Origin of the sequence: Leucobacter triazinivorans, assembly GCF_004208635.1 — a bacterium.
Lineage (GTDB): Bacteria > Actinomycetota > Actinomycetes > Actinomycetales > Microbacteriaceae > Leucobacter > Leucobacter triazinivorans.
Map to the genome: position 1 here is coordinate 3,025,489 of NZ_CP035806.1, position 17,175 is coordinate 3,042,663.

General features: G+C 71.1%; 14 protein-coding genes. 6 read left to right on the top strand and 8 right to left on the bottom strand.

From position 1 onward, the window contains the following. Positions 1-6 precede the first annotated feature (6 nt). The 5 genes from EVS81_RS13700 to EVS81_RS13720 are packed head-to-tail and all read left to right on the top strand — an operon-like array spanning position 7 to position 6,176. A complete protein-coding gene (locus EVS81_RS13700; RefSeq protein ID WP_130110857.1) occupies positions 7-786 on the top strand; it encodes an ABC transporter permease in 780 nt (259 codons plus the stop codon). Then, positions 786-1,622: an ABC transporter permease gene (locus EVS81_RS13705; RefSeq protein ID WP_130110858.1), complete on the top strand. Its 837-nt coding sequence runs from the start codon at positions 786-788 to the stop codon at positions 1,620-1,622. The genes EVS81_RS13700 and EVS81_RS13705 overlap by 1 nt, the downstream gene beginning before the upstream one ends. Continuing rightward, positions 1,619-2,413 (top strand): ABC transporter ATP-binding protein, encoded by a 795-nt coding sequence (locus tag EVS81_RS13710; protein ID WP_130110859.1) that lies wholly within the window; start codon positions 1,619-1,621, stop codon positions 2,411-2,413. Before EVS81_RS13705 ends, EVS81_RS13710 begins: the two co-directional genes overlap by 4 nt. A gap of 2 nt (positions 2,414-2,415) precedes the next feature. Further along, positions 2,416-4,779: an arylsulfatase gene (locus EVS81_RS13715; RefSeq protein ID WP_130110860.1), complete on the top strand. Its 2,364-nt coding sequence runs from the start codon at positions 2,416-2,418 to the stop codon at positions 4,777-4,779. After that, the gene (locus tag EVS81_RS13720) at positions 4,779-6,176 is read left to right on the top strand and encodes an amidase family protein (RefSeq protein WP_130110861.1); all 1,398 of its coding nucleotides are present in this window, start codon (positions 4,779-4,781) and stop codon (positions 6,174-6,176) included. Before EVS81_RS13715 ends, EVS81_RS13720 begins: the two co-directional genes overlap by 1 nt. A gap of 34 nt (positions 6,177-6,210) precedes the next feature. On the opposite strand, the gene EVS81_RS13725 is transcribed toward EVS81_RS13720, so the two are convergent. The 3 genes from EVS81_RS13725 to EVS81_RS13735 form a co-directional block, all read right to left on the bottom strand. Continuing rightward, the gene (locus EVS81_RS13725; RefSeq protein ID WP_130110862.1) at positions 6,211-6,522 is read right to left on the bottom strand and encodes an EthD family reductase; all 312 of its coding nucleotides are present in this window, start codon (positions 6,520-6,522) and stop codon (positions 6,211-6,213) included. 108 nt (positions 6,523-6,630) lie between these two features. Then, positions 6,631-8,268, bottom strand: a complete 1,638-nt coding sequence (locus EVS81_RS13730) for an amidohydrolase (RefSeq protein ID WP_130110863.1) — start codon at positions 8,266-8,268, stop codon at positions 6,631-6,633. A gap of 52 nt (positions 8,269-8,320) precedes the next feature. Beyond that, the gene (locus tag EVS81_RS13735; protein ID WP_130110864.1) at positions 8,321-10,330 is read right to left on the bottom strand and encodes a primary-amine oxidase; all 2,010 of its coding nucleotides are present in this window, start codon (positions 10,328-10,330) and stop codon (positions 8,321-8,323) included. Between the two features lie 207 nt (positions 10,331-10,537). On the opposite strand from EVS81_RS13735, the gene EVS81_RS13740 reads away from it, so the two are divergent. Further along, entirely contained in the window at positions 10,538-11,368 is an 831-nt protein-coding gene (locus EVS81_RS13740) for an SDR family NAD(P)-dependent oxidoreductase (RefSeq protein WP_130110865.1), read from the top strand. Between the two features lie 115 nt (positions 11,369-11,483). Here EVS81_RS13740 and EVS81_RS13745 read toward each other — a convergent pair whose 3' ends face one another. From EVS81_RS13745 to EVS81_RS13765, 5 genes are all read right to left on the bottom strand, one after another. Further along, positions 11,484-12,179: an ABC transporter ATP-binding protein gene (locus EVS81_RS13745; RefSeq protein ID WP_130110866.1), complete on the bottom strand. Its 696-nt coding sequence runs from the start codon at positions 12,177-12,179 to the stop codon at positions 11,484-11,486. Further along, positions 12,176-13,939: a branched-chain amino acid ABC transporter ATP-binding protein/permease gene (locus EVS81_RS13750; RefSeq protein ID WP_130110867.1), complete on the bottom strand. Its 1,764-nt coding sequence runs from the start codon at positions 13,937-13,939 to the stop codon at positions 12,176-12,178. The genes EVS81_RS13745 and EVS81_RS13750 overlap by 4 nt, the downstream gene beginning before the upstream one ends. Further along, positions 13,926-14,801, bottom strand: a complete 876-nt coding sequence (locus tag EVS81_RS13755) for a branched-chain amino acid ABC transporter permease (RefSeq protein ID WP_130110868.1) — start codon at positions 14,799-14,801, stop codon at positions 13,926-13,928. The genes EVS81_RS13750 and EVS81_RS13755 overlap by 14 nt, the downstream gene beginning before the upstream one ends. Positions 14,802-14,976: 175 nt before the next feature. Further along, positions 14,977-16,155 carry an ABC transporter substrate-binding protein gene (locus EVS81_RS13760; protein WP_130110869.1) on the bottom strand — a complete coding sequence of 393 codons (1,179 nt, stop codon included), beginning with the start codon at positions 16,153-16,155 and terminating at the stop codon, positions 14,977-14,979. A gap of 47 nt (positions 16,156-16,202) precedes the next feature. Next, a complete protein-coding gene (locus EVS81_RS13765; protein ID WP_130110870.1) occupies positions 16,203-17,015 on the bottom strand; it encodes a MoaF C-terminal domain-containing protein in 813 nt (270 codons plus the stop codon). Between the last annotated feature and the right edge of the window lie 160 nt (positions 17,016-17,175).

Sequence of the window (17,175 nt, forward strand, 5' to 3'; positions counted from 1 at the left end):
ACGACCATGCGAGACTCTCGACTGCTCAATTCCGGCATCGGCGCGCTGGGCGCCGTGGCGGCGATCGGCCTCTGGCAGTTCGCCGCTACGGCGGGGCCGCTGGCCGACTCGCCGCTGCCGACCGCCGTGGATGCGTTCCGCGCGTTCTTCGGCCTGCTCGGCACTCCCGAGATGTGGATGGCGACCTGGGACACCGTGTACATGGCGCTCGTGGGCCTCATCGTCGCGACGGTGGCGGGCGTGCTGCTGGGTGTGGGCATCGGCGTCTCGCCGCTCGCCATGCACGCCACGCGCGTGCCGCTCGAGTTCTTGAAGCCGATCCCGCCGATCGTGATCCTGCCGGTGGTGGTGCTCGTGCTCGGCCCGACCGCGGGCATGGGCGTGTTCCTCGTGTTCATGGGCTGCTTCGTGTCGATCGTGGTGCAGTCGTCGGCCGGGGTCTTCGACACCGACCCGGTGGCGAAGGCGACCGGGCAGTCGTACGGCCTCGGTTCGGGCGAGATCCTCGGGCGCATCGTGCTGCCGAGCGCCCTGCCCTACATCGGCACGGCGGTGCGGGTGGCGGCGCCCACCGCGCTCATCGTCGCGGTGGTGGCCGGGCTGCTGGGCGGGGGCCCCGGGCTCGGGCAGAGCCTGCTGCTCGCCCAGATCACCGGCAACCAGGATCAGCTGTTCGCCTACGTGCTGATCCTCGGCGTGCTCGGCCTCATCGTGCAGGGACTCAGCCAGTGGGGCGAGCGGCGCCTGCTGCACTGGCATCCCCAGTATCGGAAGCAGGTGGTGTGATGACGTTCACCTCGACCGTCCTCGTGCGCACGCGCGAGGCCCGACGCCAGAAGCGCAGCGGTCTGCCCAAGTGGGTGCTGATCGGCGCCGAGATCCTCGTGCCGATCCTGCTGCTGGCCCTGTGGTGGGTGGCCTCGGCGGGCTCGACGAACACCTTCTTCCCGCCGCTGCAGACGATCCTCCAGCGCCTCGTCGAGCTGCTCGGCACGCCGATGTTCTGGGGCGACGTGGGATCCTCGGTGGGCAACCTGGTGCTCTCGTTCGTGCTGGCCTGCGCGATCGGCGTGCTGCTGGGCATCGTGCTCGGCACCTCGCGCTGGCTCTCCGCGCTCGTCGAGCCGACCATCCACTTCTTCCGCGCCATCCCGCCGGTCGCGCTCGTGCCGATCTTCGTGTCGCTCATCGGATTCGGCAACGAGACCCGAATCCTCGCCATCACGCTCTCGGCGCTGTTCCCCGTGCTCATCTCGACGATCGACGGCATCCACGCCACCGATCCCGACCGACGCGCCGTGGGGCAGATCTACCGCCTGAGCCGCTGGGACCGCGTCTTCTCGGTCGCCCTTCCCGAGGCGAGCCCGCGCATCCTGTCGGGCATGCAGGTGAGCCTGATCACGGCCTTCGTCGTGATGGTCGCGAGCGAGATGCTCGGCTCCTCCAACGGCCTCGGGGCCCGGACGCTGCTCGCGCAGCAGTCCTTCATGATCGCCGACATGTGGGTCGGGATCCTCGTGCTGGGCATCATCGGCTACGCCGCCACCGCCCTGCTCTCCCTCTTCCGGCGCCGCGTGCTGCGCTGGTACATCGCGATCCGACAGCAGGAGAAGAACCTATGAACACCACCTCGACCGTCGACGCGCCGGCGCGCCTGAGCGTGCAGGGCCTCGCCAAGACCTACGACACGAAGCACGGCCCGGTGCCCGTGATCGCGGACCTCACGTTCGACGTGCGCAGCGCCGAGATCGCGTGCATCGTCGGCCCGTCGGGCATCGGGAAGACCACGCTGCTCAAGTGCCTCACCGGTCTGCAGTCGATCACGTCGGGCTCGGCGCGGATCGACGGCAAGCAGATCGACGGGCCGCCGGAGGAGATGGCGCTCGTGTTCCAGGAGTACACGCGATCGCTCATGCCCTGGCTGACGGTGGAGAAGAACGTGCGGCTGCCGCTGAAGCACCTGCGCCTGCCCGCCGCCGAACGCGAGGAGCGGATCGGCTCGGCCCTCGCCGCCGTCGGCCTCGCCGGCGCAGAGGCGAAGTACCCGTGGCAGCTCTCCGGCGGCATGCAGCAGCGCGTGGCGATCGCCCGCGCGATCGCCTACCGGCCCGAGGTGCTCATCATGGACGAGCCCTTCGCGTCGGTCGACGCCCAGACCCGCTTCGAGCTCGAGGATCTGTGCCTCAAGATCCGCGAGGAGTTCGGCATGACCATCGTCATCGTCACCCACGACATCGACGAGGCCGTCTATCTCTCCGACCGGGTCGTCGTGCTCGGGGAACGCCCCGCCCGCGTCACCGAGATCATCGACATCGACTTCGGCGGCCCGCGGGATCAGATCACCACCCGCTCGGTGCCCGAGTTCGCCGAACTGCGCACCCGCATCTTCGAACTCATCCGGAAGGCGGGCTGAGCGTGGGGGCGCGGCCCGGGGCGGCCGAGCGGCGGCGCGCGAGCGGCCCGGATCCGGCGGGGAGCCGGGGCTACGAGTCGTTCGGCGGCGGCGTCGCGGAGTTCGCCTCCGAGTCGTCGCCGTGGTGGCGACCGCGGCCGACCGCTCCGGCGGGATCGCCGAACGTCATCGTGATGCTCGTCGACGACCTCGGTTTCAGCGATCTCGGTCCGTTCGGCAGCGAGATCCCCACGCCGAACATCGACGCGCTGGCCGACGACGGCTGGGTGTTCACGAACTACCGCACCGCTCCCATGTGCTCGCCCGCCCGGGCCGCGCTCTTGACGGGGCTGAACCCGCACCGCGCCGGCTTCGGCTTCGTCGCGCACACCGATCCCGGCTACCCGGGATTTACCTGCGAGCTCCCTGACGACGCGCCCACCCTCGCCGAGTCCCTGCGCGCGGGCGGCTACGCCACATTCGCGGTGGGCAAGTGGCACCTGACCCTCGAATCGCGGTTGCACGACGCGGCCGACCGCTCGTCGTGGCCCCTGCAGCGGGGCTTCGATCGCTACTTCGGCAGCATGGACGGCTTCACCTCGCTGCACCACCCGCACCGGCTCGTGCGCGACAACTCAGTGGTCGATGTGCAGCAGTTCCCCGACGGCTACTTCCTCACGGATCAGCTCACGGATGAGGCGCTGGCGATGATCGACGAACTGCGCGTCAACGACGCGGAGAAGCCGTTCTTCCTCTACTACGCCCACACCTCTGTGCACGGCCCGATCCAGGCGAAGCCGGTGGACATCGAGCGCCATCGCGGACGCTACGAGGCGGGGTGGAACGCGCTGCGCGAGTCGCGGTTCGCGCGGCAGCGCGAACTGGGGATCGTGCCGCCGCACGCCGAACTGCCCGGAGACGCGCTCGCCGACGGGGATCGGATTCCGCACTGGGAGCACCTCGGCGATGACGAACGCGCACTCTTCGCCCGCCACATGGAGGTCTACGCGGCAGCGGTCGACGAGGTCGATCAGAGCGTCGGGCGTCTCGTCGCGCACCTCGAAGACCTCGGCGAGCGCGAGAACACGGTCATCGTGATCGCGAGCGACAACGGGGGGACCGCGGAGGGCGGCCCGAGCGGCACGCGCAGCTACTTCGCGCAGTTCGGGCACTCGGCGCCGCTGCCCGACGGCTGGGTGCGCGACGTGCCGAGGGACCCGGAAGAGATCGGGGGACCCCGGGTGTTCTCGCAGTACCCGACCGGGTGGGCCCGGGTCTCGAACACCCCGTTCCGCTCGTTCAAGTCGTCGACCTACGAGGGCGGTGTGCACGCGCCGCTCATCGTGTCGTGGCCGGAGGCGCCCGTCGCCGCGCGCGGCCTGCGCGATCAGTTCGTGTTCGTGTCCGACCTCTCGCCCACGATTCTCGATCTCGTCGGCGTCCCGCCGCTCGCCGAACTGCGCGGGCGGCCGGCGCAGGAGATCGACGGTCGCAGCGTCGCCGGGGTGCTCAGAGACCCCGCCGCCGAGGGGCGCGCGGCGCAGTACTTCGAGTGCGTGGGGCGCCGTGCGATGGTCGACGGCGAGTGGAAGGCGGTCTCGCCAGAGCCGCCGCGGCGCGAGGAGGGCGCGGCCGGCGGCCGCTGGGAGCTGTACCACCTCGCCGACGACCCCACGGAGACGCGGGATCTTGCCGCGGACAGACCCGAGCGCGTGGCCGATCTCGCCGAGCGCTGGCGCTCCGAGGCGTGGCGCAACACGGTCTTTCCGCTCGACGACGACGGCACGCTCCACAGCACGCGCCCGGCCACCGAGGCCGCGCTCGCCGCTCCCGTGGCGCTCGTGCCGTTCCGCGCGCCGCTCGAGCGGTTCCGCTCGGCGCAGCTCACGGTGCTGAAGTCGTTCGCGGTGGAGGCGACCGTCGTGGTCGGCCCCGACACCGCGGGGGTCGTCGTCGCGCACGGCGACCAGGGCGGGGGATACCTGCTCGGCATCGAGGACGGCGCGCCGTTTCTCTCGTACAACGCCTACGGCGAGATGCACCGCGCGATCGGGCCGGTGCTCGCACCGGGAACCAGGGAGCTCGTGCTGCACGTCGACGAGTCGGAGGGCCTGCGCTGGCGGCTGCGGCTCGAGGTCGACGGCGAGCGCTCGGCCGAGATCGCCGGGGTGCCGATGCTGCTCGGCATGGCGCCGTTCACCGGCATCAGCGTCGGCTACGACTACGGGGGGCCCGTGGACTGGGAGCTGCACGAGCGGCACGGCGACGGCTTCCGCTTCTCGGGCGGTGCGATCGAGCGCCTGCGCTACGTGCCCGGTGCGCGCTCACGGCACGATCCGACCGTGCTGCGCCGCATCGGCGAGGCGGTCGCCGAGCTGGCCGACTGATGCCGGCAGCGCTGCCCGACGGCGCCGTCGACGAGACCCTGCGCGCCAGGGACGCGGCCGAGACGCTCGGGGGCGCAGCATTCGTGACGGTCGTCGGCACCGCCGAGATCGAGCGCGAGCTCGTGCGGGCCGCGCGGATCGGCCGGCCGGCCGCCGATCCGCTCGTCGGCCGCGCGGTCGCCGTGAAGGACAACATCCACGTCGGCGGTCTGCCGAGCACCGCGGCGACGCCGGCTCTGCGGCACTACGTGCCCCGCGTCGACGCCTCCGCGGTCGCCCGGCTGCGCGCGCGGGGCATGGTGGTGGTCGGCAAAGCGAACCTGCACGAGCTCGCGCTCGGGGTGACGTCGACCCGCACCGCGATCGGGCCGGTGGCGAACCCGGCGCTGCCGGGGCGGGTGGCGGGCGGGTCGAGCGGAGGGAACGCCGCGATCATCGCGGCCGGGGTCTGCCGCTACGGCATCGGCAGCGACACCGGCGGGTCGACCCGGATCCCGGCGGCCTGCACCGACACCTGGGGGTTCCGCCCGAGCACCGGGCGCTACCCCGAGGACGGCGCGGTGAGCATCGCGTTCTCCCGGGATACCGTGGGGCCGATGGCGGCCGACCTCGCGTCGCTCCGCCGCCTCGACGCGGTGCTGGCGGGGGAGCTCGTGGGGGCGTGCGCCGGACGGAGCGCCGAGGGAGCGGTGCCGTCCACGCTGCGCATCGGCGTCGACGCCGACGATCTCGCGCGCTGCGACGCGGCGGTGGCCGCGGGGGCCTCGGCCGCCCTGACGCTGCTCGCCGCGGCGCCGGAGGTGCGGCTGGTGCCGATCGACCTGGCCGCCCTCGATCGCGCCGTCGCGGCGTTCGAACCGGCGCTCGGCGCGCACGAGCTGGCGCCGTCGCTCAGGAGCGTCCTCGCGGGCGACGCGCGGCTGCCGTCGCTGGACGCCGTGATCGAGCAGATGGTGGATCCGCACGCGGTGCACCTGCTCGAGTCGAGCCTCGCCGCGACGGCCGGCGGTGTCTGGAGCGCGCGCCTGCACACCCTGCTGAACGATTGCGCGCGTGCGCGAGCGGCGTACCTCGCCCTGCTCGGGCGGCACCGGATCGACGCGGTGTTGCGGCCTGCGGTGCCGGTCCTCCCACCGGCGTCGGAGGAGACGGCGACCTCCTCGCTCGCGGGCTGCGGCGACCTCTTCGCGCGCATGACCTCCTTCACCCGTCTCGCGACGGTGGTGGGCTCGCCCAGCCTCGCGCTGCCGCTCGGCCGGCTGCTCGGACGCGCGGGAACCGGGCTGCTGCTCGACGGAGCGCCGGGTCGCGACGCCGAACTGCTCGCCGCGGCGGCGCGCGTCGAGCGGGTCCTCGCCTCCGGCTCGCTCGCCCGGCGGCGGCCGCTCGCCGGGTGAGCTGAGCGCTGCGGAGTCGACACCCAGGAGTGCCTCAGCCGAGCGGAAACGACTCGGCCGCGTGCGGGATCACGATGGCCCCGCCGCTCGCGTAGTTCGGCACATCGGCCTCGACGGCCCGCCCCTCGGGCGAGGCCAGGGCCGCGCCCATCGCGGCCTCGTCGGCGAAGGTCGCCCGGAAGATCGCGTAGTACGGACCCTCGCCGGGCTCGCAGACGTCGAGCGCGTACGTGATGTCCTGCACCCCCGGCAGCTGCGCGCACAGCGGCAGGTGGGTGCTCCGGTAGTACTCCGCGAATGCGGCGCGGTCGGTCGGCTCGGGGTAGAGCACGGTGAGCACCTGCATGGGTTCTCCTTCGATCGGGTCGGTGTCGGCGTGAGGTGGACGGGCGGGGTCCCGCCCTCGGTATGACGGGCGGGGTCCCGCCCGGATGGACGGGAACGGCGGGGAGCGTCAGTCGCGCGCGAAGACTCGGCGGCCCGCGAACCAGGTCTCCGAGACCGTCGTCTGCACCAGTTCGTTCGCGGGATGCGCGAATGGGTCGCGATCCAGCAGCACGAAATCGGCTGACTTGCCCGGCTCGAGCGAACCCGTCTCGTGCTCGAGCCCCATGGCCGTGGCGCCGCCGATCGTGAACGCGGCGATCGCCTCGTCGAGGGTGATCGCCTGCTCGGGCCAGAGCGTGCCGGGGTACTGCCCGCTCGGGTCCTCGCGGGTGACGAGACCGTGGATGCCCTCCCACGCGTTCGGAGACGGCGACACCGGCCAGTCGGATCCGCCGGCGACGACGGCCCCGGCATCGAGCAGCGCGCGGTTCGGCTGGATGCGGTCGGCGCGATCGCGCGGCAGCACCTCGCGGATCGCCTCGACGATGGGGCCCGGCACCCAGATGAAGGGCGAGATCTCGGCCGACACGCCCAGAGCGGCGAAGCGCGCGATGTCGTCGGGGTGCACGAACTGGCCGTGCGCCACCTGATAGCGCGTGTCCGTGTATCCCTCGTCGCGCAGCTTCTCCACGGCATTCAGCACCGCGTGCACCGAGGCGTCGCCGGTGCAGTGCACCTTCGCCGAGAGCCCGACGTCCGCCACGCGGCGGAGCCAGTCGGCGAGCTCCTCCGGGTCGAGCAGCGTCTCGCCGTGGAAGTGAGCGCCGTGCACCTCGTCGGGCAGGTACGGCTCGAGGAAGGCTCCGGTGCGGGTGGGCGGCACGCCGTCGAGGAAGATCTTCACGAAGTCGGGGCGGTGGTGCTCGGTGCGGTACGGCTCGCCGGCGAACACGAGGTCGTCGCCGATCTCGGCGTAGCCGAAGATGTCGTCGTTGATGAGCATCGACGAGACCACCCAGGCGTCCAGCTCGCCATCGGCGTCGAGCGCCCGCAGCGCCTCGAGGGTCGGCGTCGAGACGGCGGCGTCCTGGAACGCCGTGACGCCGTACGAGTTCAGGATCGCGACCCCGTGCTGCGACGACGCGCGCTGCTGCTCGGCGGTCAGCGCGCCGGCCTCGCGCTGCGCCCGTGCGACCGGGATCCCCGCCGCTTCGAGCAGCACGCCCGTCGCTCGGCCCTCGGTGTCGAGCACCACGCCCGGCTGCCCGGGCTCCACCCCCGCGATCTCCATGGCGCGACTGTTGACCCAGCGATTGTGGTGGGAGTCGTCCGAGAGCATCACCGGGCGCCCGCCCGCGGCTTCGTCGAGCTGCGCGAGCGCCTCCGCCGTGTTGACCTCGCCCAGGCGATCGCTCGCCCAGGGGCCGCCGACCACCCACGCGTCTGCCGGCAGCGCGGCGGCGTGCGCGCGCACGGCGTCGACGATACCGTCGAGGTGCGCGCCGAGCGGCACGCGCAGCTGGAAGAGCTCCTCCTCGCCCGCGATGGCGTGATGATTGTGGGCGTCGACGAGCCCGGGCATGAGGAAGGCCCCGGCGAGGTCGCGCACCCGGGTCTCGGGGCCGGCGAGCGCCCCGACCTCCGACGAGGAGCCGACGGCGACGATGCGGCCGTCCGAGACGGCGATCGCCTCGGCCCACGGCTGCGCAGGATCGACGGTGTAGACGCGGCCGCCGGTGAGGATGAGATCGGGAGAGGTGGTCAACAGTGACTCCGTTCGTAGGTGTGGGGTGTGTGCGGTGGCGGGATCCGCTCGATCAGCCGGGGGAGCAGCAGTCGGCGGATCCGGTGCCGGTCGCGCGGTCCGAGCTGCTCGCGCGGGCGTCCGCGGGCAGATCCATCGCCGGATTCTGATCGAGGAAGCCGTGCGGCTTGAACCAGAATCCCGAGTAGTCGACCGGCATGATCGGCCAGTCCTCGGTGCGCGGGATGTGCGTCGGGCCGAAGGTGTGCCAGAGCACGATGTCCTCGCCGTCGAGTGAGCGATCCTGCTGCGTCCACTCGGGCAGGCCGGCCCCCGGCGCGTGGGCGTTCGGGAAGAAGCCCGCGGGGTACAGCTCGTCGGGCGCGTACTGCGTGCCCCAGAGATGCTTGGTCGCGAAGGCCGCGCGGCCGTGCACCGTCGCCTCGGGCTGCGCGGCGAGCAGCATCTTCCCCTCCGGAATCAGCCGGTACGAGGTGGGCTTGCCCACGTAATTGGTGCGGTGGGCCGAGCGCACCTCCCAGACGCGGCTCGTGAGCCCGTCGGCGATCCGCTGCGCCTCGGCCTCGCTCGTCAGCTGGGTGTCGGACCAGGTGAACGCGTTGCCGTGGGGGTTGTCCGGGCCCGTGGGGATCCGCACCGCCTCGACCTCGTGGAGCGTGTTGTCCTCCCCGTCGATCGCCACGTCGAGGCGGGCGCAGAAGAGGTGCTGGTGGATCGGCGTGAAGATGCCCGGCGCGATCTCGGGGGCGTGCGGATTGTCGGATCCGGGGATCCCTGCGCCCGCGAACACGATTCCGGTGGCCTTCGCCTCGACCTGGATCGAGCCGTCCAGATAGAAGTACCAGAAGAAGCCGTAGTCGTAGTTGCCGATCGTCGAGAAGGTGCTCACGACCAGGCGCCGGCTGCGTCGGGTCTCGGCCCGGCCCTCGAGGTCGGTGTGCTTCCAGAGGATCCCGTAGTCCTCCTCGTGCATGCAGATGGCCTGCGGGATCTTCACCGGATTGCCGTGGTCGTCCGGCACGAAGGCGTCGAAGTAGTGGATCACGCCGAGGCAGTCGCAGCCGAGGGCGAGAGAGTTCGCGTTCTTGCCGAGCAGGTACTCGCCGGCGTCGAAGTAGCTGATCCAGTAGCGGCTCACCGAGGTGTCGCCGTAGGGCACCACCATCTCCGGGACGCTCGCGCGGGTCGCCACCGAGCGCTCCTCGTCTCCGTCGCGGAAGGCGATCTGGTTGAGCACCAGCCCCTCCTGCTGGGTGAAGCCGACGCGGAAGCTCCAGTTCTCCCAGCGCACGAGCGCGCCGTCGACGGAGAACGAGGGCCCCTCGGGCTGGGTGATCTCGATGGGCGTGAGGCTCGTGCGGGCGGGGCCCTGCGCGTCGAGCCCGTAGTTGCCGTGCTGCTCGGGCACGGGCACGTCGCCCTCGTCGTCGATGCGGATCACCCGGCGCTCGGTGAGATCCACGTGCACCACGAGCCCCTCGATCGGGTGCGCCCACGGACTGTCGTGCTCGTCGAAGCGAAGATAGGTGTGCGAGCGCACGATGCGCCTGCCCACCTCGTCCTCGCGGCCGAAGAACCCTGGTGCGAGCGGGGAGCAGAAGGCGAGCTCCATGTGCGTCTCAAGGCCCCGGCGGCGCATCGCGGCCCGCCACTCCGGCGAGGCCTTGACGATGTCGGCGGCGTCGGCGTACTCCTCGAAGAGGTACTGCGGCTGGCCGTAGGGCTCTTCCGCGTTGGGCAGCACGCGGAACGCGTCGATCTCCCCGCGGGTCACTGCGACGATCGCCTCGGAGGCGATACCCGTGCTGCGATCGAGCAGGGTCACGCGGATGCGGCGGTCCAGCGCATCGCCCGGCCGCCAGGCCGCGAGATCCGTCTTGGCGGGATCGACGGGCAGCATGCGCGGTACGCGCGTGTGCTCGGTGAGGCGTCCGGCATCGGCGAGAATGCGACGAGCCTCGGCGATCTCGTCCCCGGTGAGGGGATCGAGCGGGTGCACGGCGGCGGTGGGCGTGGTGACCCGCTTCCCGTGCGTGTGGGTGCTATCGGGCGTGTGCGACATTGGACGACCTCGAGTTCGGCTGCGCGGCAGACATCTTCCATCCTCAGTATCGCAAGTGTCGGCGCTGCGGTGTTGACTGTGGGCGAAAACCGATGCGCTGGGAGCGTAGAGGTGGTCGTGTCGCGCCCGGCTAGGGGAGAGGATGAGTGCCAGGAGGCCGGAGCGGCCGCGGCCCGGAGCATCGGGCATCGATCAGAGAGGATCCTCATGGCACCCCAGAACAGCGAGAACGAGGGACGCGTCGTCGTCATCACCGGCGGCGGCACCGGCATCGGCGCGGCGATCGCCGAGCGCTACGCGAGCGAGGGCGCGCACGTGGTCGTCGTCGGCCGCCGGCAGGGCCCGATCGCGGAGGTCGCGGCCCGCATCGGCGGCACCGCGGTCGTGGCCGACGCCTCCGACGGGGCTTCGTCGCGGGCCGCCGTGGCGCAGGTGGTCGAGAAGTTCGGGCGCCTCGATGTGCTGGTCGCGAACGCGGGCGGGCACGGGTTCTCGCCCGTCGGAGAGACGAGCGACGACGATTGGGCGTCGTCGATCACGGTCAACCTCTCGACGGCGTTCGTGATGGCGCGCGAGGCGCTCCCGGCGCTCCTCGAGACGGGGGAGCGCCACGGCGGCGCCCAGATCGTGATCGTCTCATCGCTCGCGGGGCTCTTCGCCGGGCCCTCAGTCGCCGGCTACACGGTGGGCAAGCACGCGCTCATCGGCCTCACGCGCAGCCTTGCACGCGACTACAGCCGGCGCGGGGTGCGGGTCAACGCCGTCTGCCCGGGATGGGTGCGCACGCCCATGGCCGATTCCGAGATGGACGAGTTCGCCGAGCACGCGCCCGAGATCGCCGATCGCGAGGCGGGGTACGCGGCGGTGACGCGCGATGTGCCCCTGGGGCGCCCGGCCGAGCCGGCCGAGATCGCATCGATCGTGCGGTTCCTCGGCTCGCCGCAGTCGTCGTACATGACGGGCGCCGTGCTCGTTGCCGACGGTGGTGCGCACGTCGTCGATCTGCCCACGGTCGCGTTCGAGCACGCCGGCATGTGAGGCGGCGCCCGGCCCCGCCGATCGAGCGGAGCGGAGCGGAGTCGAAATCTCCCGGCCCGGGTGGGCTGGGAGATTTCGACTTGCTCTGCTCGCTCAACCGGCGGAGCGGATCAGATCACCCGCCGAGGTAGGCCTGCCGCAGCATCGCCTCGTCGTCGCGGAGCGCGGCGGCCGGCGCCTGCGCGTGGCTGACGCGGCCGCTCGAGACGACCATCGCGTCGTTCGCGATGCCGAGGGCGAGGTGGGTGAACTGCTCCACGAGCAGCACGCCCACCCCCGACTCGGCGAACTGCTGGATCAGCGGCAGCAGCCGCATGAACACGACGGGGGCGAGCCCCAGCGACATCTCGTCGATGAGCAGGAAGCGCGGTCGCGACGCGAACGCTCGTGCCAGCACCACCATCTGCTGCTCGCCGCCCGAGAGCAGCACCGCCTGCGAGTCGATGCGCTTCTGCAGCTCGGGGAACGAGGCCAGCACCTCCTGCACCGCGGCGTCGGTCTTCGCCGTGAGCAGCAGGTTCTCGCGCACCGTCAGCGACGGGAAGATGGCCCGCCCCTGTTCGATGTGCGCGATCCCCGCGCGAGAGCGCTGCACCCGCTTCCACTTGGCGATCGATTCGCCGTCGATGGCGATATCGCCGCCCGAGTGCCCGATGACCCCGGAGATCGATTCGAGCAGGCTGGTCTTGCCCGCGCCGTTCGGCCCGACGAGCGCCAGGATCTCGCCCTGGCGCAGCGTGAGGTCGACGTCCGAGACCACGGGGCCGGCCCCGCGGCTCACGGTGACGCCGCTCAGGTGCAGTTCGCTCATTGCGTCATCTCCGCATCTCCCATGTAGGCCGCGATCACGGCCGGGTCGTCGAGAACCTCTGTGCTCGGTCCCTGGGCGAGCACTCTGCCGAAGTCGAGCACGGTGAGCTCGGTGCAGACGGAGCGTACGAGATCGAGATCGTGCTCGATCAGCACGATCGCGGTGTCGAAGCGCGACGGGATCCGGGTGAGCCGGTGCCCGAACTGCAGGTGCTCCTCGTGCGAGAGACCGGCCGCGGGCTCGTCGAGGATCAGCACGCGCGGACCCGACAGCACGGCCGCCGCGACCTCGATGAGGCGTCGCGTGCCGACATCGACGCTCGCCAGCTGAGCCTCGGGGGGCGGGCAGCCGAGGAACGCCAGCGCATCGGCGAGCTCGTCGTGGTCGAGCCGCTTGCGCGCCACGAAGCGCACGTAGGCCTCGACCGTCAGCTGCGGCGGCACCCGATCCTGCTGGAACGTGCGCCGCAGCCCCTTGCGCGCCCGGGCCACGGGGGAGAGGCGGGTGATGTCCTCACCGTCGAGCAGCACGGTTCCGGTGTGCTGCGGCAGGAAGCCGCTGACCGCGTCGACGAAGGTCGACTTGCCGGCGCCGTTCGGTCCGATGAGTCCCATGATGCTGCGCGGCTTGACCTCGAGAGACACGTCGTCGTTGGCCTTGAGCGCGCCGAACTGCACGCCGAGATCGCGCACCTCGAGCACGGGCGCCGCATCGGCGGGCACCGGCTCGGCGGCTTCCGGCACCGCGAAGACGTCGAGCACGCTCGTGCCCACGTCGTCGGGCTGAGCCTCCGCCGCTGCGGCGGCCCGCTTCCCGGCCCGTTTGCGGAACCCGCCGCGGATCGCCTCTCCGAGGTTCGACCCGCTCGTGAGCGCCTGGATGCCGAGCAGGCCGAAGATGACGAATCCCCAGTCCTGCGGCACGCCCCAGCGCTTGAGCAGCTCGGGCACGAGCACCCAGAGCACGCCGCCGAAGACGGCCATGTCGATGAGGTAGGCGCCGCTCATCACCGCGAGGATGTAGAGCGCGAGCGACATGATCGGCGTGAAGCTCGAGGCGTAGGGGATGCCCACCTGGCCGGCCAGCAGGCCGCCGGCGACGCCGCCGAGGGCGGCGCTGACCGCGAATGCGGACAGCTTCGCGGAGCGCACGCTCTGGCCGACGGCCGCCGTGCCGCGCTCGGAGAACGACACCGCCTTCCAGCTGCTCCCGACCCTGCTGCGCTGCAGCAGGAAGACCAGGTATGCGCACACGATGAGCACGATCATCGCGAAGAAGAAGTACTCCCGATCGCTCGAGAAGAGGCCGGGCCGCTCCACGGAGAGCCCCTCGGTCTGGCCGGGGAACTGGGTCTGCACCAGCAGCACGTCGAACGCTGCGGCGGCGCCCAGCGTGACCACCGCGAGGTTGACGCCTCGCAGGCGCAGCGCGGGGAGGCCGAGGAGCACGCCGGCGAGGGCCGCGACGGCGGCGCCGGCGATCAGCCACACGACGAAGCCTCCGGGGGCCTCGTTCTGGTTCAGGAAGGTGACCACCCAGGCGCCGATGGCGCCGAAGGTGAGCTGGCACAGTGCGATGATGCCCGCGGATCCCGTCACCACCCCGAGACCGAGGATCGAGATCGTGGCGGTCACCATGCTGATGGCGAGGTAGACGGTGTAGCCCGACAGGCCCACGCTCAGCGCCCAGGCCACCCCGAGGGAGACGACGGCGACGGCGACGGGCAGGACGGCGCGCATGCGTCGATTAGCGAGCAGCATCCCACACCTCCTTTCGCTGCGACCACAGCAGCAGGATCACGATGAACAGGAGCGGGACGAAGCTGCGCACGAGCGCCAGCTCGTTGATCTGCGCCACCATGCCGTTGATGAGGCCGAGCAGCAGGCCGCCCACGACCGCCAGGTCGAGGCGCTTGAAGCCGCCGAGCAGGGCGGCCGCGGCCGCCGGGATGATCAGCATCGAGAGGCTGACGGCGTCGTTCGACTGCGTCGGCGCGATGATGAGGATCGTGACGGCGCTGATCGCGCCCGTCACGGCCCACACCCCGATCGCGAGCGGCTTCGAGGAGATGCCGATGAGTTCGGCGGTGGTGGGGCGGTCGGAGAGCGCGCGCAGCTTCGTGCCGATCGTCGTCTTGCGCAGCACGAGCGCCGACGCCACCGCCACGATCACGGCGAGCGACACGGTGATGACGGTGACCCAGCTCACGACGACCCCCGCGACGGTGAATGCGGGGCCGTTGAAGATCGGGGCGAACGGCTGCGGCTTGTTGCCGAACATGATGTAGGAGAGCGACATCAGCAGCAGGAACGGGCCGACGGTCATCGCGGAACGCGTCGACAGATCGGCCTCCGAGAGCCAGGTCGCGGCGATCCAGCCGATGAGAGCGGCGAGCAGCGCACCGACGACGATGCCGGCGAGCGTGGCGAGCCAGACGGGCATCCCGAGCCGGCTGGCGAACCAGACCGCGATGAACGCGGCGAACATTCCGGTGGCGGCCTGGGCGAAGTTGACGATGCGCACGAGGCGGGACATGAGGGTCAGCGTGACGGCGAACACCGCGTACACGCCGCCCGCGGCGAGGCCCGAGAGTGCGCCCTGGAGCAGTGCGCCGCCGTTCACGGCCGCCTCCCCGGGGCCGGTCGCAGGTGTGAACTGTGAAGCATGGGATTCCTTTGTGGAGTCGGAATGAGGAGACCCCGGTGCGGTCGGAGCGCTGCGCTCCGACCGCACCGGGTGCGTCGGTTCCCCGGATCCCCGTGGCGCTCGCGCGCGCCGGGGATCCGGGGAACGGGACTCAGCTCGCCGGGATCATCAGCCAGTCGTCGGCCGCCTGCTCCCAGGCGTTGGTGCCCGACTGCAGGGTGACCGGCCAGCCGCCGGGCTGGTAGTCCTGCGCCGCGATCCGGTCGAACTGGTACTCGTAGGCGATCATCGGGTTCGCGATCGGGTCCATGTCGGAGAGCGCCTGGTTGACGCTGTCCCGGGTGATGTCGCCCTCGATGCTCTCGAGCACCTCCACCAGGAAGGTGGCGGCGAGGTAGCCGCCCTGGCTGAAGGAGGTGAGGGTGATGTCGTTCTCCTCCATCAGCGCCTTCCAATCGGCGTTCACGTCGCTGTCCTCGGTGAAGGGGTAGAACTCGGCGGGCACGTAGACGCCGGCAGCGCTGTTGTCGACGGCGGCCGCGAAGCTCTCGCTGTAGACGGAGGTCAGCAGCAGGAACGTGACGTCGTCCCAGCCCTGCTGGTTCGCGGCCTTGATCAGGCCGATGGCGTCGGGCTCCACCGAGTTGGCGACGATGCCGTCGCACCCGGCCTCGCGCGCCTTCACGATGTAGGGCGTGTAGTCGGCGCCGCCGTAGGGCACGGTGTCGTCGACGAACGTGGGCTCCTTGCCGGTGATCTCGGTCCAGCGATCCACGGCGGCCTGGTACGCCGGACCCGTGGATCCGATGACGCTGGTCAGCACGCAGAGGTTCTCGAGTCCGAGCTCCTCAGAGCCGTAGAGCATGGTGAGCGTGGTGTCGTTGAACGGGCCGATGTTGGCCGGGGCGATGTTGGGCGAGCTGAAGCAGCCGGGATCGACGCCGATGCCCTGGATCGACCGCACGCCCTCCTGCTCGTAGTACTTCGCGTTGATCTCGCAGTCGAGCAGCGAGGCGCTGCCCACGAGCGCGACGACCTCGTCGCTGCCCACCAGTTCGCGCGCGGAGGCGGTGGCGGTCGCGGGATCGGCCTTGTCGTCGGTGATCTTGTACTCGATCATGCGGCCGTTGATGCCGCCGTCGGCGTTGACCTGATCGAAGACCGCTTGCGCGGCCTCGGAGGCCTCGGGGAACGTGGCCGGCCCGCTGATCGTGTTGACCGAACCGAGCTTGATCGGGGCGCCCTCGCCGCTCTCACCGCCTGCGCAGCCGCTCAGCACGAGTGCGGCTGCCGCGGTCAGCGCGGCAGCGCCCAGGATGCGTGATTTCATGGTGTGTCCTCTCGGATGAATGGGATGGGATGAAGCTGTGGGTGGGGTCACACGGGCTGCACGTCGGGGTACCTGACGGTGCCGATCGGATAGATGTGGCCGCCCGCGCGGGAGTGCTCGGCCTCGCCCTCGCCGGTGATGCCGAGGAAGACGCCGGTGGTGCGCAGCTGGTAGCCGAGGTCGTGCAGCCAGACGCTCGCGACGGCGATGCGGAACTCGCGGAAGCAGAAGAGGTAGAGGCCGTCGGCGAACTTCCAGACGGTCGACATGTCCATGTCGCCGTGCCCGCGCTGCACGCCCTGCACGCACTGCCAGGCGTAGCGCTGGCTCGAGATGTAGACGTGCTCGTAGAGATGGTGCGGGCTGTAGCGGTAGAGGTTGCGCATGCCGATCAGATCGCGCGACGGTCCGGGAACCTCGCCGCTGGCCTCGCCGGCGTCGGTGACGGCCGACCAGAAGGTCTGGCCGACGCGGGGCTCGCCCTCGACGTCCTCCTCGCCGATCACGGAGCGGGCCACGAGCGCCCGGTGGGTGGTCTCCGAGAACACCACCGTGAGGGCCTCGCGCTCGCGCGACTCGATGGGCAGGTTGACGAAGACGACGTCGTCGCGCACGCGCACGGCGTCGTAGGGGTCCTCGAGCTCGCCGTCGGTGACGAACGCGCCCGTCGCGCTCCAGCGCACGGTCTCCGCTCCGAAGGTGAGCTCGAGGCCGGAGCCGTCGTCGAGGGTGAGTCGCAGCGCGCGACCGTCGAGATCCGAGTTGGGCAGTCGGAAGGTGTCGATGCCGGCGGCGAATTCGTCGTAGGTGCGCCACTCGTTCGGGTCGGCTGCTGCGGTGCTGGCGTCGGGGGTCGTCATTGGCCCGGCTTCCTTTCGGGGAATCGATGCGGCGGGATCCCGAGGACGATGCGCAGCGGGTGAGCCTCGTCGCTCGGATGTGCTCCTACTGTAGACACACCGGCGGTGCAGAGAATCCATCATCACCGCTACAGACAATGCTCGTGCACTGCTGGACAAC

What these genes read in the sequence shown, in the direction of transcription:
- EVS81_RS13750 (WP_130110867.1), bottom strand. Translation starts at nt 13,939, where the DNA reads ATGCTGCTCGCTAATCGACGCATGCGCGCCGTCCTGCCCGTCGCCGTC.
- EVS81_RS13705 (WP_130110858.1), top strand. Translation starts at nt 786, where the DNA reads ATGACGTTCACCTCGACCGTCCTCGTGCGCACGCGCGAGGCCCGACGC.
- EVS81_RS13725 (WP_130110862.1), bottom strand. Translation starts at nt 6,522, where the DNA reads ATGCAGGTGCTCACCGTGCTCTACCCCGAGCCGACCGACCGCGCCGCA.
- EVS81_RS13720 (WP_130110861.1), top strand. Translation starts at nt 4,779, where the DNA reads ATGCCGGCAGCGCTGCCCGACGGCGCCGTCGACGAGACCCTGCGCGCC.
- EVS81_RS13760 (WP_130110869.1), bottom strand. Translation starts at nt 16,155, where the DNA reads ATGAAATCACGCATCCTGGGCGCTGCCGCGCTGACCGCGGCAGCCGCA.
- EVS81_RS13740 (WP_130110865.1), top strand. Translation starts at nt 10,538, where the DNA reads ATGGCACCCCAGAACAGCGAGAACGAGGGACGCGTCGTCGTCATCACC.
- EVS81_RS13700 (WP_130110857.1), top strand. Translation starts at nt 7, where the DNA reads ATGCGAGACTCTCGACTGCTCAATTCCGGCATCGGCGCGCTGGGCGCC.
- EVS81_RS13735 (WP_130110864.1), bottom strand. Translation starts at nt 10,330, where the DNA reads ATGTCGCACACGCCCGATAGCACCCACACGCACGGGAAGCGGGTCACC.
- EVS81_RS13765 (WP_130110870.1), bottom strand. Translation starts at nt 17,015, where the DNA reads ATGACGACCCCCGACGCCAGCACCGCAGCAGCCGACCCGAACGAGTGG.
- EVS81_RS13745 (WP_130110866.1), bottom strand. Translation starts at nt 12,179, where the DNA reads ATGAGCGAACTGCACCTGAGCGGCGTCACCGTGAGCCGCGGGGCCGGC.
- EVS81_RS13710 (WP_130110859.1), top strand. Translation starts at nt 1,619, where the DNA reads ATGAACACCACCTCGACCGTCGACGCGCCGGCGCGCCTGAGCGTGCAG.